Below are 14,988 nucleotides of genomic sequence, written 5' to 3'. Positions count from 1 at the left end.
ATTCGGGGATGAGCCGCCCCAGAATCCGCGTGGCCGCCTATGTGATCCGGCATCGTGCGGCGGTCCCCGAGCTTCTCGTCTTCGACCACCTCGGAATGCCCGAGGCGGGCACGCAGATCCCCGCGGGAGGCGTCGGGACGAGCGAGGAGCCGGATCGGGCCGTACTGCGCGAGGTCGCCGAGGAGACGGGGCTCACGGCGGTCACCGTCGCGCGGCCGGTCGCCGTGGAGGACAGACCCCATCCCGCCACGGGGCTGCCGCGCCGGACCACGTACTTCCTGCTCGGCGCGCCGGCCGGCGGTCTCCATGCGTGGCATCACACCGTCCGCGGCGACGGAGACGACTCCGGCCTCACCTTCGCCTGCCGCTTCGTGCCGCTCCCCCTGGCGCGGCCGCTCGCGGACGGCCAGGACGCATGGCTGGGCCGTATCGATCCGCTGTGGGCCACTCCCGCGAGCGGCCGCCGGACGCGGTGAGGGACGCTGAGGGCTGCTGAGAGCCGCGGATCGCCGCGAGGGCTACCGCGCGACCGTGACCTCCACCCGCTGGAACTCCTTCAGTTCCGAGTAGCCGGTCGTCGCCATCGCACGGCGCAGCGCGCCGAAGAAGTTCATCGAGCCGTCCGGGGTGTGCGAGGGCCCGAGCAGGATCTCCTCGGTCGTACCGACCGCGCCCAGATCCATGCGCTTGCCGCGCGGCACGTCCGGGTGCACGGCCTCCATGCCCCAGTGGTGCCCGCGCCCCGGCGCGTCCGTGGCCCGGGCCAGAGGCGAGCCCATCATCACGGCGTCCGCCCCGCACGCCACCGCCTTGGGCAGGTCGCCGGACCAGCCGACGCCGCCGTCCGCGATGACGTGGACGTAGCGGCCCCCCGACTCGTCCAGATAGTCACGGCGCGCGGCCGCGACGTCGGCCACGGCGGTCGCCATCGGCACCTGGATGCCCAGCGTGTTCCGCGTCGTGTGCGCGGCCCCGCCGCCGAAGCCCACCAGAACGCCCGCCGCGCCCGTACGCATCAGATGCAGCGCCGCCGTGTACGTGGCGCAACCGCCCACGATGACGGGCACGTCCAGCTCGTAGATGAACTGCTTGAGGTTGAGCGGTTCCGCCGCGCCCGAGACATGCTCGGCGGAGACGGTCGTGCCGCGGATGACGAACAGATCGACGCCCGCGTCGACGACGGCCTTCGAGAACTGCGCCGTCCGCTGCGGGGAGAGCGCCGCGGCCGTCACCACGCCGGCGTCCCGCACCTCCTTGATCCGCTCGCCGATCAGATCCTCCTTGACCGGTTCCGAGTAGATCTCCTGCATCCGGCGGTTCGCCGTGCGCTCGTCCAGCTCGGCGATCTCGGCGAGCAGCGGCTCCGGGTCCTCGTAACGCGTCCAGAGCCCTTCGAGGTTGAGCACCCCGAGGCCGCCCAGCTCGCCGATGCGGATCGCGGTCGCGGGCGAGACGACGGAGTCCATCGGGGCTGCCATGAAGGGCAGTTCGAAGCGGTAGGCGTCGATCTGCCAGGCGATCGAGACCTCCTTGGGGTCGCGCGTGCGGCGGCTGGGCACCACAGCGATGTCGTCGAAGGCGTACGCCCGGCGGCCGCGCTTGCCGCGCCCGATCTCGATCTCAGTCACGTGTCAGCCCTCTCGCCGTGCGCTGTGCTCTGCTGCCGCTCCAGTATCACCGACGTGCGGCGCCGCACGGACCGGTGGGTACCGGGCTCACCGCCGTGAGTAGTTCGGCGCCTCGGTCGTCATCTGGACGTCGTGCGGGTGGCTCTCCTTCAGGCCCGCCGACGTGATCCGTACGAACCGGCCGCGCTCCTTCATCTCCGGCACGGTGCGGCCGCCGACGTAGAACATCGACTGCTTGAGACCGCCCACCAGTTGGTGCACCACCGCGCCCAGCGGGCCCCGGTAGGGCACCTGTCCCTCGACGCCTTCCGGGATCAGCTTGTCGTCGCCGCCGACCTCCTCCTGGAAGTAGCGGTCCTTCGAGTACGACTGCTGCTCGCCGCGCGACTGCATCGCGCCCAGCGAACCCATGCCCCGGTAGGACTTGAACTGCTTGCCGTTGATGAACAGCAGCTCGCCGGGCGACTCCTCGCACCCGGCCAGCAGCGAACCGAGCATCACCGTGTCGGCGCCGGCGACCAGGGCCTTGGCGATGTCGCCGCTGTACTGAAGGCCGCCGTCGCCGATGACCGGAACTCCGGCCTCGCGGGCGGCGAGTGACGCCTCGTAGATCGCGGTCACCTGCGGCACCCCGATGCCGGCGACGACGCGCGTCGTACAGATCGACCCCGGCCCGACGCCGACCTTGATGCCGTCGGCCCCCGCGTCGATCAGCGTCTGCGCGCCCTCGCGGGTGGCGATGTTGCCGCCGACGACGTCGACCGGCGAATTCGACTTGATCTTGGCGACCATGTCGCCGACGAGCCGCGAATGCCCGTGCGCCGTGTCCACCACGACGAAGTCCACGCCCGCCTCGATCAGCGCCTGCGCCCGCTCGTACGCGTCGCCTGCGACCCCGACCGCCGCGCCCACGACGAGCCGGCCCTCGCCGTCCTTCGCGGCCTGCGGATACTGTTCCGCCTTCACGAAGTCCTTGACGGTGATGAGTCCCTTGATCACGCCCGCGTCGTCGACCAGCGGCAGCTTCTCGATCTTGTGGCGGCGCAGCAGCTCCATCGCGTCGTTCCGCGAGATGCCGACCTTGCCGGTGACCAGCGGCATCGGTGTCATGAGCTCCCGCACGGGCCGGTCGCGGTCGGACTCGAAGGCCATGTCCCGGTTGGTGACGATGCCGAGCAGCTTGCCGTTCGAGTCGGTGACGGGCACGCCGCTGATCCGGAAGCGCCCGCACAGCACGTCGGCGTCGCCCAGCGTCGCGTCCGGACGGATCGTGATCGGGTCGGTGACCATCCCCGACTCGGAGCGCTTGACCCTGTCGACCTGAGCCGCCTGGTCCTCGATCGACAGATTGCGGTGCAGCACGCCGACGCCGCCCTGACGGGCCATGGCGATGGCCATCCTCGACTCGGTGACCTTGTCCATCGCGGCGGACAACAGCGGTACGTTCACGCGTACGTTGCGCGAGATCCGCGAGCCCGTGTCGATGTCGCCGGGCGCCATGTCCGACTCACCGGGCAGCAACAGCACGTCGTCGAAGGTCAGCCCGAGCATGGCGAACTTCGCGGGCACTCCGGCCCCGGTCCCGACTTCGTTGGCTGTCATGACACCTTTCCAATGGTTGCCCGGGGTGAAAGTCCATGCTAAACGCCCCGGACCTACTGCTCCGCCAGTGCCCTCAGCCTGCTCAGCGCCCTGTGCTGGGCGACCCTGACCGCGCCTGGCGACATCCCGAGCATCTCTCCGGTCTCCTCCGCGGTGAGCCCGACGGCGACCCGGAGCAGCACGAGCTCCCGCTGGTGCTGGGGAAGGTTCGCGAGCAGCTTCTTGGCCCACGCCGCGTCGCTGCTGAGCAGCGCGCGCTCCTCCGGGCCGAGCGAGTCGTCCGGCTGCTCGGGCATCTCGTCGGAGGGCACCGCCGTGCTGCCGGGACCCCGCATGGCGGCCCGTTGCAGATCGGCGACCTTGTGCTGGGCGATGGCCACGACGAAGGCCTCGAAGGGCTTCCCGGTGTCGCGGTACCGCGGCAGTGCGCAGAGCACCGCGATGCAGACCTCCTGCGCGAGGTCGTCCACGAAGTGCCGTGCGTCGCCCGGCAGTCGGGTCAGCCGCCGGCGGCAGTACCGCAGCGCCAGCGGGTGCACGTGGGCGAGAAGGTCGTGAGTGGCCTGCTCGTCGCCTTCCCTGGCTCGTCGTACGAGTGCGCTCACGACCGCTGTGTCGTTCTGCCCGTCGTTGCGCATCGGTCCATGGTGCACCGGCGCCGAACCATCCGCCGCACCGCGTCCGTGGTTGTGCACCGAAGCGTTATGAGCAGGGGCAGTGGCTGCCATCTCCCGCGCCCTCCCCTCACGCCTGACCGACCGGTCCCCGAGGAACTCCATACAACAAGCATGCGGCACTCGCGGGATTACTGGGCCGCATACGCCACCCCGCCCTCCCCCCGGGCCGGCCCCGCGCACCGCGGGCAACGGAACTTCGCAGGCGGGGACGGGCGGGCAGTCGGCGAACGTGAGCTATCTATCGGACGAGGCCCCAACGGAAGCCGAGAGCCACGGCATGCGCCCGGTCCGAAGCGCCGAGCTTCTTGAACAGCCGCCGCGCGTGGGTCTTCACGGTGTCCTCGGAGAGGAACAGCTCCCGGCCGATCTCGGCGTTGGACCTGCCGTGGCTCATGCCCTCCAGCACCTGGATCTCGCGGGCGGTGAGCGTCGGGGCGGCGCCCATCTCGGCCGACCGCAGCCGCCGCGGCGCGAGCCGCCACGTCGGATCGGCCAGGGCCTGAGTCACCGTCGCCCGCAACTCCGCGCGCGAGGCGTCCTTGTGCAGGTAGCCGCGGGCGCCCGCGGCCACGGCCAGTGCCACTCCGTCGAGATCCTCGGCCACCGTCAGCATGATGATGCGGGCGCCGGGATCGGCCGAGAGCAGCCTTCGCACGGTCTCAACACCACCGAGACCGGGCATCCGGACATCCATGAGGATGAGGTCGGACCGGTCGGCACCCCAGCGGCGGAGGACTTCCTCGCCGTTGGCCGCCGTCGTCACACGCTCGACGCCGGGCACCGTCGCGACCGCGCGGCGGAGCGCCTCTCGGGCAAGCGGGGAATCGTCACAGACGAGGACGGATGTCATGACCGCCCTCCGCAGCTGATGCGCGTCACCTTGAGCCTCCAGGCTGTTACGAATCGTCACCTGTGCGATTGACACCCTCGGACAACAGTGCCCGAGATCATTCCGCCAACCGCCTCCGCACACTCAACGACGGTCACCCGAAAGAGTTACGGGTTTCGGCCACCGCCATCAGCACTCTACGTGATCGCGCGTACACAGATCAGCCCGCATCGCACTGAAGGGTTTCCCCGAGTGGCGTCTTTTGCCTTTTGCCCTATTTAGCAGACTTAGTTCTGCTTCTCGCTTTCTTTCGGCTAGGTTCGCAATGAGTCATATTTGTCTATAAATGGACGGAGCGAGAGCGAGCCTCAAGTACGCCGACGAGAGGACACGCAATGGCAGACTTCTCCCGCCTCCCGGGCCCCAACGCCGACCTGTGGGACTGGCAGCTGCTCGCCGCCTGTCGGGGAGTCGACAGCTCGCTCTTCTTCCACCCCGAGGGCGAGCGCGGCGCGGCCCGCAGCGCCCGCGAGGCCTCCGCGAAGGAGGTCTGCATGAGGTGCCCCGTCCGCTCGGAGTGCGCGGCGCACGCGCTGGCGGTGCGTGAGCCGTACGGCGTGTGGGGCGGCCTGACCGAGGACGAGCGCGAGGAGCTGATGGGGCGGGCCCGCAGCAGGCTCGTCGCCGTGCCGGACAGCCAGAGTTGAGCAGAAACGTTCGTACTTCCGCACCGTGGTCACGGACTTCCGCACCCCGTCCGCAGTCGCCGACCGCTCGTCGATCTCCTCGCACTCGCCGCACTCGCTCGCGGCCCGGACAGATACCGATCGTCCGCCGATGTTCACCCGCCTAGCCTGACGGCCATGGAACTGCTGTCTGTCAACATCGCCAGGCCGCTGCACGCCCCCTCGTACACCAGCGCTCCCGGTGGCATGACCGGCATCGACAAGCACCCGGTCTCCGGTCCCGTCGACGTGGCCGCGCCCGGCCCGAAGGGCACCGGCGGAAGCGCGCTCGACCAGGACGTCATCGGCGACATGCGCCATCACGGCGGCGACGACCAGGCCGTGTACGCCTTCGCCCGCGAAGACCTCGACAGCTGGGGCGGCGAACTCGGACGCGGTCTCGCCAACGGCGCCTTCGGCGAGAACCTCACCACCCTCGGGCTCGATGTGAACGGTGCGCGGATCGGCGAGCGGTGGCTCGTGGGAGACCGGGTGGTACTGGAGGTGACCGCTCCGCGCATCCCGTGCCGTACGTTCGCGCGCTGGCTCGACGAGCGGGGATGGGTGAAGCGCTTCACGGACAGGGCGCTGCCCGGCGCGTATCTGCGGGTGATCGAGCCGGGGAGCATCCGCGGCGGGGACCCGATCAGCGTCGTTCACCGGCCGGAGCACGAGGTGAGCGTGAGCTTCCTCTTCCGCGCGCTGACCCGGGAGCCCGAGCTGCTGCCACGTGTGCTCGCAGCCGGCGAGGCTCTCCACCCGGAGGCCCGTCGCAACGCCCTGCGGCGTACGGCCCGTCGAAGCGCCGATAGCGTGCCCCCATGACGACTGCGTTGATCACGGGAGCGACCGCCGGCCTCGGGGCCGCCTTCGCGCGGCGGCTCGCACGGGACGGACACCACCTCGTGCTGGTCGCCCGCGACAAGGAACGCCTAGCGGAGCAGGCGACGCTGCTGCACGACCGGCACGGCGTCGAGGCGTCCGTGCTCGCGGCGGACCTCGCGACCGACGAGGGCATCTCCGCCGTCGAGGCCCGGCTGGAGGACGCGGAGCGCCCCGTGGACCTGCTGATCAACAACGCGGGCTTCGGCAACAAGGGCACGTTCCTGAACGTCCCCGTCGAGGACGAGCTGACGATGCTCAAGGTCCACTGCGAGGCGGTGCTGCGGCTCACGTCGGCTGCGGCGAAGGGCATGCGGGAGCGGGGCCGCGGCGGCGTGGTCAACGTGGCGTCGGTCGCCGCGTTCGTGCCGCGGGGGACGTACGGGGCGAGCAAGGCGTGGGTCGTGCAGTTCACGCAGGGGGTGGCCAAGGACCTCGCGGGCTCGGGGGTGCGGCTGATGGCGCTGTGCCCGGGTTTCGTACGTACGGAGTTCCACGAGCGGGCCGGGATGGACGCGGGGAACGTCCCGGGGTGGATGTGGCTGGACGCGGACGCGGTCGCCGCCGCCGCGATGAAGGACCTGGCCCGGGGCAGGGCGCTCTCCATTCCGGATGCGCGCTACAAGGCGCTCATGGGTGCGACGCGGCTCCTGCCCAGGGAGCTGCTGGCCAAGGCGTCGACGACGACGGGCCGAAGGTTCGGGCCGCGCTGAGGAGTTCGGCCCGGCCGTGCCGACGGCCGATGCGCGCACAGGGCGGAGAGCACCGAGGCCCGGTGCCCCAACGAAGGGGCACCGGGCCTCGGTTCGGGCTCGGCCGAACTGAACGCGTCAGTGGGAGTGACCGTGGCCGTGGCCCGCGGCGGCCGGCTCTTCCTCCTCCGGCTTCTCGACGACCAGCGTCTCGGTCGTGAGCAGCAGCGAGGCGATCGACGCCGCGTTCTCCAGCGCGGAGCGCGTGACCTTGACCGGGTCGATGACGCCGGCCTTGATCAGGTCGCCGTAGTCGCCGGTGGCCGCGTTGAAGCCCTGGTTGCGGTCGAGTTCGGCGACCTTCGAGGTGATGACGTACCCCTCCAGGCCGGCGTTCTCGGCGATCCAGCGCAGCGGCTCGACCACGGCGCGGCGCACGACGGCGACACCGGTGGCCTCGTCGTCCGTCTTGCCGAGCGAGCCCTCCAGGACCTTCGCGGAGTGCACGAGGCTGGCGCCGCCGCCCGCGACGATGCCCTCCTCGACAGCCGCGCGGGTCGCGGAGATCGCGTCCTCAAGGCGGTGCTTCTTCTCCTTGAGCTCGACCTCGGTCGCCGCCCCGACGCGGATCACGCAGACGCCGCCGGCCAGCTTGGCGAGGCGCTCCTGGAGCTTCTCGCGGTCCCAGTCGGAGTCGGTGGCCTCGATCTCGCCCTTGATCTGGGCGACTCGGGCCTCGACGTCCTCACGCTTGCCCGCACCGTCGACGATCGTCGTGTCGTCCTTGGTGACGGTGACGCGGCGCGCGGTGCCGAGCACGTCCAGCCCGGCCTGGTCGAGCTTGAGGCCGACCTCCTCGGCGATGACGGTGGCGCCGGTGAGGGTCGCCATGTCGCCGAGCATCGCCTTCCGGCGGTCGCCGAAGCCGGGCGCCTTGACGGCGACGGCGTTGAACGTGCCGCGGATCTTGTTCACGACGAGGGTGGAGAGCGCCTCGCCCTCGACGTCCTCGGCGATGATCAGCAGCGGCTTGGAGCTGCCCGCCTGCATGATCTTCTCCAGCAGCGGCAGCATGTCCTGGATGGAGCTGATCTTGCCCTGGTGGATCAGGATGTACGGGTCGTCGAGGACGGCCTCCATACGCTCCTGGTCGCTGACCATGTACGGCGAGAGGTAGCCCTTGTCGAAGGCCATGCCCTCGGTGAAGTCGAGCTCCAGGCCGAAGGTCTGGGACTCCTCGACGGTGATGACGCCGTCCTTGCCGACCTTGTCCATCGCCTCGGCGATGAGCTCGCCGACCTGCTTGTCCTGGGCGGACAGTCCGGCGACGGAGGCGATGTCCGACTTCGAGTCGATCGGCTGGGCGTTGGCGATCAGGTCGTCGGAGACGGCCTTGACCGCGGCGTCGATGCCCTTCTTCAGGGCGGCGGGCGAGGCGCCGGCCGCCACGTTGCGCAGGCCCTCGCGGACCAGGGCCTGGGCGAGCACGGTGGCGGTGGTGGTGCCGTCGCCGGCGATGTCGTTGGTCTTGGTCGCCACCTCCTTCACCAGCTGCGCGCCGAGGTTCTCGTAGGGGTCCTCGACCTCGACCTCACGCGCGATGGTGACGCCGTCGTTGGTGATGGTGGGTGCGCCGAACTTCTTGTCGATGACGACGTTGCGGCCCTTGGGGCCGATCGTCACCTTCACGGTGTCGGCCAGCTTGTCGACGCCGCGCTCGAGGGCGCGGCGCGCGTCCTCGTCGAACTTCAGGATCTTGGCCATGGGAGCTGTTGAGTCCTCTCGAACGAACCGCGCCCCGGCCCCGGTACATCTCGAGCGATGCGGGAGGGACCGGGGCGCGGATCAGAAGTGTCTTCCGGCTTCGGTGACTTACTTCTCGACGATCGCGAGAACGTCGCGAGCCGAGAGGACGAGGTACTCCTCGCCGCTGTACTTCACCTCGGTGCCGCCGTACTTGCTGTACAGCACGATGTCGCCGACGCTCACGTCGAGCGGCAGACGGTTGCCGTCCTCGAAGCGGCCCGGGCCGACGGCCAGGACCGTGCCCTCCTGGGGCTTCTCCTTGGCGGTGTCCGGGATGACCAGGCCTGAGGCCGTGGTCTCTTCAGCGTCGAGCGGCTGGACCACGATGCGGTCCTCAAGCGGCTTGATGGCAACCTTGCTGGCGGTCGTCACGATCCGACCTCCCCCTTCGGAGATCTCATAACGGGGTCTTATGTCTGGGGTGGCGACCTGGCAGATCCGTCGTCGCGGGTGCCGGATCTTCCTGTCGCTGTGTCTGGCACTCGCCTTGGGAGAGTGCCAGGGTCGACATTATGCCGCGGTTAGCACTCCGTCAACTAGAGTGCCAGGCGAGCGAGCCGTGCACCCCGGACCCGGGCGGCCGGCTCTCCGCCCGGACGGGAGAATGCGGGTGTGGACCGTGAGGCGTTCGCCGCGCTGCTCGGCGATGAAGGACAGGCGCTGCTGGGCTCGTTGGAGCGGTACGAGCCGGACAGCGAACTGGCCGTGGCGACGCGGCTGCGCCGTACACACGAACCCGGACTCGTGTCGGCGGCGCTCGGCCAGGCGCGGCTGCGGCAGCGGGCGGCGGCGAAGTTCGGCGCGGACGCGGAACGGATGTACTTCACGCCGAACGGTCTGGAGCAGTCGACGCGGGCGAGCGTCGCCGCGTACCGGGCGGGACGCTTCTCGCGGCTCGGCGTGCCGCGGCTGGCCGATCTGTGCTGCGGCATCGGGGGCGACGCGATCGCGCTGGCGCGCGCCGGGATGGACGTACTGGCCGTCGACGGCGACGCGTTGACGTGCGACGTCATACGGGCCAACGCGGCGGCGCTCGGGCTGGGCGACCGCATCGAGGTGCGCTGCCAGGACGTGCGCGACGCCGACGTCTCCGGCTGCGACGCCGTCTTCGTGGACCCCGCGCGCCGCGGCGGCAGGGGGCGCATCTTCGACCCCGAGGCGTACTCGCCGCCGCTGTCGTGGGCGGTCGAAGTGGCCCGGCGCGTCTCGTACTCGGCGCTGAAGGTGGCACCGGGCATTCCCCACGACGCGGTCCCGGAGGACGCCGAGGCCGAGTGGATCTCGGACTCGGGGGACGTGAAGGAGGCCGTGCTCTGGTTCGGTACGGGCGGCGCCGTTGAGAGTTCGCCCGTACGAGCGACGCTGCTGCCGGGCGGACATTCACTCTCGTCACGCGGGCTTCCCGATCCGCCCGCCGGGCCGGTCGGCCGTTTTCTGTACGAGCCGGACGGCGCGGTCGTACGGGCCCATCTGGTGGCCGAGGTCGCGGAGGAGCTGGGAGGCCGGCTCGTCGACCCGGCGATCGCCTATGTGACGTGCGACGAGGCGCGCCCGACCGCGTACGCGACGGGCTACGAGATCACCGATGTGCTGCCCTTCCAGCTGAAGCGGCTGCGGGCGCTGCTGCGCGAGCGCGGCATCGGCGTGGCCACCATCAAGAAGCGCGGCTCGGCCGTGGAGCCGGCGGAGCTGCGCAAGAAGCTCAGGCTCGAAGGCCCGGGCGAGTGCACGGTGTTCCTCACGCGGGTCGCGGGCGCGCCGACGGTGCTGCTCGGGCGGCCCCTGGGACCGCCCACGTCGCCGGCGGCAGCCCTGATCTGACCAGGCGTCAACCAGGCGCCGGCCGCAGTCCGTACGGCGGTCAGACCTGCTCGAAACGCCAGCGGTGCACGGGGCGTGCCCTCAACTCCTCGGGCGGCTCGGGGAGTTCGGGAAGCTCCGCGGAGAGGTCCGCGGACCACCACGTGATGACGAGCACGCGGTCGCCGGGAGCCGTGAAGGTCTCGCGGCGCTGCGGCGGGCTCTCCAACTCCTGGGCGCGGGCCCAGGAGAGCAGCTCACCGCCGCGGCCGCCGGCCGCCTTCGCCTCCCACATGAGGGCGACGGTCATGAGTAGAGGTTCTCCCGGCTGAGTTCGTGCACATGGTCGTGCGTGTGGCCGTGGTCGTGGGCGCCGTCCTGCGCGTGCGTGAGCGAGGGAGCGTGCGAACGGCCCGGCATGTGCGGCTCGGTGACGGGAAAGGACGAGTCCGCGGGGATGTCCCAGTCGGACGCGGCGCGGCGCCGCGCGACCAGCTCGGCACCGAGGGCCGCGACCATCGCGCCGTTGTCCGTGCACAACTTCGGCCGGGGCACGCGCAGTTCGATGCCCGCGTCGGCACAGCGCTCCTCGGCCATGGCGCGCAGCCGCGAGTTGGCGGCGACTCCCCCGCCGATCATCAGGTGGTCCACGCCCTCGTCCTTGCAGGCGCGGACGGCCTTGCGCGTCAGCACGTCCGTGACCGCCTCCTGGAAGGACGCGCTCACATCCCGTACGGGCACCTCCTCGCCGGCGTTGCGCTTGGCCTCGATCCAGCGCGCGACGGCCGTCTTGAGGCCGGAGAAGGAGAAGTCGTACGGGGCGTCGCGCGGCCCCGTCAGCCCGCGCGGGAAGGCGATCGCCTCGGGGTCGCCCTCGCGTGCGTACCGGTCGATGACGGGGCCGCCCGGGAAGCCGAGGTCGAGGACGCGGGCCACCTTGTCGAAGGCCTCCCCCGCCGCGTCGTCGATGGTCGAGCCGAGCGGGCGGACGTCCGCGGTGATGTCGGGGGCGAGCAGCAGCGAGGAGTGGCCCCCGGAGACGAGCAGGGCCATGGTCGGCTCGGGCAGCGCGCCGTGTTCGAGCTGGTCGACGCAGATGTGGGAGGCGAGGTGGTTGACGCCGTAGAGCGGCTTGCCCAGCGCGTACGCATACGCCTTGGCCGCACTGACCCCGACGAGCAGCGCGCCCGCGAGCCCCGGCCCGGCAGTGACCGCCACGGCGTCGAGGTCGGAGGCGGAGACGCGGGCCTCGCGCAGGGCGCGTTCGACGGTGGGGACCATCGCCTCCAGATGGGCGCGGCTGGCGACCTCGGGCACGACGCCGCCGAAGCGGGCGTGCTCGTCCACGCTGGAGGCGACGGCGTCGGCGAGCAGGGTGTGGCCGCGGACGATGCCGACACCGGTCTCGTCGCATGAGGTCTCGATGCCGAGGACGAGGGGTTCGTCAGCCATGGGTCTTCGTTCCTTGGGAGGGGTTCGTCGAGGGGATGGGGGTCTCCAGGCGCATGACGAGTGCGTCCACGTTGCCTGGCTGGTAGTAGCCGCGGCGGAGGCCGATGCGGGTGAATCCGAAGCGCTCGTAGAGGCGTTGGGCTGGCGCGTTGTCGACGCGGACCTCCAGCATCACCTCGTGGCACGCGAACTCGGCGGCCGCGGCGAGGAGCCGGCGCAGGAGGCGCGCGCCGAGGCCGGTGCCGCGGTGGGACGGGAGCACTCCGATGGTCTGGATGTCGCCGGTGCCGCCGACGGCGGCGAGGCCGCCGTAACCGACGAGGCTGTGCCCGGTGCCCTCGGCTCCGCCCGGGCCTTGAGCACCGCCGATCCAGCTGTCCCGGGCCTCGGCGACGACGTAGCGGCGGGTGGCGCCGGGGCCGCGCGCGTGCGCGAGCTCCGACCAGAACAGGCCGACCGACCAGGCGTCCTCGGGAAAGAGGATCCGTTCGAGGTCGAGGACGCGCTCGATGTCCCACCAGCGCATCTCGCGGAGCACGACGTCGGCGCTCCCGGGGCGGCCGTCCTCCGCGGCGGTACGGGTCACCTGGGCGTGACCACCTTGTAGTTGGCGGGCACACGGGCGTCGGGGCGCCGGAGGTAGAGGGGCCGCGGCGGCGGGAACTCCTCGCCCTTGGCGAGCTTCTCCGCGGCAAGGCAGGCCAGCGCGGCGGCGGACTGTTCGAGGGGGAGGTCCGTGCGCAGCCCCGTGAAGGTCTCCTCGTACAGCCGCGCCCCCGCGCCGACGGCGGGCATCGCGGTCACCTCGGCCGGCAGCTCGCCGGGGCGGTCGACGGCGGGGCCGCCGATGCGCGTACGGGCGTCGGCGTACCGCGCCCAGTAGACCTCCTTGCGGCGGGCGTCCGTCGCGACCACGAAGGGGACGTCCAGGCCGGAGGCGTACGCGATCCCGTCGAGCGTGCACAGACCGAGCACCGGGATGCCGAGCGCGGCACCGAAGGACTCAGCGGTGGCCAGCCCCACCCGCAGCCCGGTGTAGGGGCCGGGGCCCGTGCCCACGACGATGCGGTCGACGTCGGGCAGGGGGCGGCCGGCCTCGCGCAGCACCCGGTCGACCGACGGCAGCAGCAGTTCGCCGTGGCGGCGGGCGTCGATCTGGTCGGAGGCCGCGAGGAGGCGGTCGCCGTCGGTGTCGTACAGCGCGACGGTGACGGCCGGCGTGGCGGTGTCAAGAGCGAGCAACAGCACGGTAGCCAGCCTACGGCGGATCGGAGGCGGCCGGTTCCGGGGTCCCGCACGGGACGCTTTCGGGTGACCTGCACCCGGGAGGCCGGAGCGGGGCCTCAGCGCTCCCCGCCGGCCCCCCGCTGCATGCGCTTCTGCTGCATGTGCTGCGCGGCGTCGCCGAAGGGCATGTCCGCGCCCGTCAGCTTCGCGCGTATCCCGTGCTTCTCCACGGTGATCCCGCGAAGGCGCACGTCGCCGGGTATCTCCGGCAGCCGCACCGACAGCGAGAGCTTCTCCGCGAGCTTCGGCTCCTCGATCCTCTTCAGGCCCTCGATCAGCGCGGGGTCGATGCCGATCCGCTTCAGCAGCCAGGGGTGCTCGACCACGACGTCGAGCATGTTGATCTTCATGAGCCTGTCGACGAAGCGCGGGGCTCCGGTCGTGCGGCGCAGCTCCGTCTCGCTCCGCCGCACCTGCGCGGCCCGCTCCGGCGAGAGCCCGAACCGCTCGGCGACGGCTCCGATGCGGAAGAGGGCCTTCGCCTCCGCGGCGTCACGCTTGATGCGGTCGGCGACGGGACGGGCCAGCCGCAGGCCGCCGTCCTCGCCAGGGGTGTACGAGAAGAGGCCGGGCACCCTCAGCCGCATGCGGTCCACGGTCGTGCCGACTCCGTGGTCGCCGGTCCGGCGCAGATGGGCCCGCGCGCCCACCTCGACCCGCTTCCCGGCCACGGGCAACTCGCCGCGCGCCAGGACGGAGTCGCGCGAGCCGGCGGTGAAGTCGACCTGGGATGTGCCCAGTTCACGGTCCAGATCGTCGAAGTCGAGCAGTACGTCGCCCCTCATCCTGCCGAGCACCGCGCCCTTGACGGAGGACGGGGCGTCGCCCACGATCCGGACGTCGTCGACGGAGCCCTTCACCTGCGCGACCGATATCCGGCCCGCGGGCATGTCCGGGACGGTGACCTCGACATGGTCGAGCCGCTCGCGCGCGACCTGGGTCAGGAACGGGAACCCGCCGATGTGCACCTCGGGTTGGGCGTGCAGCTTCAGCGCTCTCTGCACCTTCCCGGCGGCCTCGTTCTCCGCGTACAGGGCGGCCCAGCGGTCGCCGACCGCGAGGAAGGCGAGGAGCACGGCGAGGGCGACGGCGGCCTTCACCGTGCCGACCGTCCTGGAACGGCGGCGCCTGCGCACGGCGCGCAGATAGGGCATCCGGTCCTCGGGACGCTCCCCGGGATGCTCGTCGGCCAGGTCGTGGTCGGAGCGCAGCAGGAACCCGCCGGGGATGCGGGACGTGCCCGAGTGCCGTGCGGGAAGGTCCTGTTCGGCACTCGGATCCGCGTGCCCGTGCGCGCGGACGTCCACGTTCACGTCGCCGCAGGTGTCGCTGTGCCCGTCGCCGTACGCGTCGCTGTGTCCATCGCCGTACACCTCGCCGCGGAAACCGTCGTACGGGCTGCCGTAGAGGCCGCTCCCGGCCGGCGGCCCTCCGTCGTGGACGGGGTCGGGGCCCGGTCCGAGCGCGTCGTACGGGCTGGGTCTCTGCCCCGCGACCGGTGGCGCGTCGGGCGACGCCAACTCCTCGTAAGGATTCGGTGCCTTGCGTGGCCACCCTGTGGATCTTGTCGGGGGTCGGTGCGCGCTCATCGCCACATGCGAACACAAG

The 14,988-nt window shown here is 71.4% G+C and carries 16 protein-coding genes; 5 read left to right on the top strand and 11 right to left on the bottom strand.

Annotation, left to right across the window (positions count from 1 at the left end):
- Nucleotides 1–8: 8 nt before the first annotated feature.
- Nucleotides 9–476 (top strand): NUDIX hydrolase, encoded by a 468-nt coding sequence (locus tag QQM67_RS01540; protein ID WP_314171647.1) that lies wholly within the window; start codon nt 9–11, stop codon nt 474–476.
- A 42-nt stretch (nt 477–518) separates the two neighbouring features.
- Here QQM67_RS01540 and QQM67_RS01535 read toward each other — a convergent pair whose 3' ends face one another.
- The 4 genes from QQM67_RS01535 to QQM67_RS01520 all read right to left on the bottom strand — a co-directional run bounded on the left by QQM67_RS01535 (nt 519) and on the right by QQM67_RS01520 (nt 4,757).
- Complete coding sequence (locus QQM67_RS01535; RefSeq protein ID WP_314171645.1) at nt 519–1,628, bottom strand: GuaB3 family IMP dehydrogenase-related protein; 1,110 nt, start codon at nt 1,626–1,628, stop codon at nt 519–521.
- An 87-nt stretch (nt 1,629–1,715) separates the two neighbouring features.
- Nucleotides 1,716–3,230 (bottom strand): IMP dehydrogenase, encoded by a 1,515-nt coding sequence (guaB, locus tag QQM67_RS01530; protein WP_314171644.1) that lies wholly within the window; start codon nt 3,228–3,230, stop codon nt 1,716–1,718.
- A 53-nt stretch (nt 3,231–3,283) separates the two neighbouring features.
- Nucleotides 3,284–3,868 carry a sigma-70 family RNA polymerase sigma factor gene (locus QQM67_RS01525; protein WP_314171641.1) on the bottom strand — a complete coding sequence of 195 codons (585 nt, stop codon included), beginning with the start codon at nt 3,866–3,868 and terminating at the stop codon, nt 3,284–3,286.
- A 277-nt stretch (nt 3,869–4,145) separates the two neighbouring features.
- On the bottom strand, nt 4,146–4,757 hold the full coding sequence (locus tag QQM67_RS01520) for a response regulator transcription factor (RefSeq protein WP_003948568.1): 612 nt from the start codon (nt 4,755–4,757) through the stop codon (nt 4,146–4,148).
- Nucleotides 4,758–5,131: 374 nt separating this feature from the next.
- Between QQM67_RS01520 and QQM67_RS01515 the strand changes: the two genes are divergently transcribed.
- The 3 genes from QQM67_RS01515 (at nt 5,132) to QQM67_RS01505 (ending at nt 7,056) form a co-directional block, all read left to right on the top strand.
- A complete protein-coding gene (locus tag QQM67_RS01515) occupies nt 5,132–5,443 on the top strand; it encodes a WhiB family transcriptional regulator (protein WP_314171622.1) in 312 nt (103 codons plus the stop codon).
- Nucleotides 5,444–5,599: 156 nt separating this feature from the next.
- Nucleotides 5,600–6,286, top strand: coding sequence for an MOSC domain-containing protein (locus QQM67_RS01510; RefSeq protein WP_314171621.1), 687 nt, complete (start codon nt 5,600–5,602; stop codon nt 6,284–6,286).
- Entirely contained in the window at nt 6,283–7,056 is a 774-nt protein-coding gene (locus QQM67_RS01505) for an SDR family NAD(P)-dependent oxidoreductase (protein ID WP_314171620.1), read from the top strand. Before QQM67_RS01510 ends, QQM67_RS01505 begins: the two co-directional genes overlap by 4 nt.
- Before the next feature lie 117 nt (nt 7,057–7,173).
- Here QQM67_RS01505 and groL read toward each other — a convergent pair whose 3' ends face one another.
- A complete protein-coding gene (gene groL / locus QQM67_RS01500; RefSeq protein WP_314171618.1) occupies nt 7,174–8,799 on the bottom strand; it encodes a chaperonin GroEL in 1,626 nt (541 codons plus the stop codon).
- A 108-nt stretch (nt 8,800–8,907) separates the two neighbouring features.
- On the bottom strand, nt 8,908–9,216 hold the full coding sequence (gene groES / locus QQM67_RS01495; protein ID WP_028433901.1) for a co-chaperone GroES: 309 nt from the start codon (nt 9,214–9,216) through the stop codon (nt 8,908–8,910).
- A gap of 237 nt (nt 9,217–9,453) precedes the next feature.
- Here groES and QQM67_RS01490 point away from each other — a divergent pair, with 237 nt between their 5' ends.
- Nucleotides 9,454–10,662: a class I SAM-dependent methyltransferase gene (locus QQM67_RS01490; protein ID WP_314171616.1), complete on the top strand. Its 1,209-nt coding sequence runs from the start codon at nt 9,454–9,456 to the stop codon at nt 10,660–10,662.
- 40 nt (nt 10,663–10,702) lie between these two features.
- Here QQM67_RS01490 and QQM67_RS01485 read toward each other — a convergent pair whose 3' ends face one another.
- From QQM67_RS01485 to QQM67_RS01465, 5 genes are all read right to left on the bottom strand, one after another.
- A complete protein-coding gene (locus QQM67_RS01485; RefSeq protein WP_314171615.1) occupies nt 10,703–10,951 on the bottom strand; it encodes a hypothetical protein in 249 nt (82 codons plus the stop codon).
- On the bottom strand, nt 10,948–12,093 hold the full coding sequence (tsaD, locus tag QQM67_RS01480) for a tRNA (adenosine(37)-N6)-threonylcarbamoyltransferase complex transferase subunit TsaD (protein WP_314171613.1): 1,146 nt from the start codon (nt 12,091–12,093) through the stop codon (nt 10,948–10,950). The genes QQM67_RS01485 and tsaD overlap by 4 nt, the downstream gene beginning before the upstream one ends.
- Nucleotides 12,086–12,619, bottom strand: a complete 534-nt coding sequence (rimI, locus tag QQM67_RS01475; protein WP_314172205.1) for a ribosomal protein S18-alanine N-acetyltransferase — start codon at nt 12,617–12,619, stop codon at nt 12,086–12,088. The genes tsaD and rimI overlap by 8 nt, the downstream gene beginning before the upstream one ends.
- 56 nt (nt 12,620–12,675) lie before the next feature.
- On the bottom strand, nt 12,676–13,341 hold the full coding sequence (tsaB, locus tag QQM67_RS01470) for a tRNA (adenosine(37)-N6)-threonylcarbamoyltransferase complex dimerization subunit type 1 TsaB (RefSeq protein ID WP_314171612.1): 666 nt from the start codon (nt 13,339–13,341) through the stop codon (nt 12,676–12,678).
- A gap of 95 nt (nt 13,342–13,436) precedes the next feature.
- Nucleotides 13,437–14,900, bottom strand: coding sequence for an LmeA family phospholipid-binding protein (locus QQM67_RS01465; RefSeq protein WP_314171610.1), 1,464 nt, complete (start codon nt 14,898–14,900; stop codon nt 13,437–13,439).
- Between the last annotated feature and the right edge of the window lie 88 nt (nt 14,901–14,988).

Source organism: Streptomyces winkii, assembly GCF_032248595.1.
Lineage (GTDB): Bacteria > Actinomycetota > Actinomycetes > Streptomycetales > Streptomycetaceae > Streptomyces > Streptomyces winkii.
The sequence above is the reverse complement of the archived record's forward strand: the minus strand, read 5'-3'. Positions and strand labels throughout refer to the sequence as shown.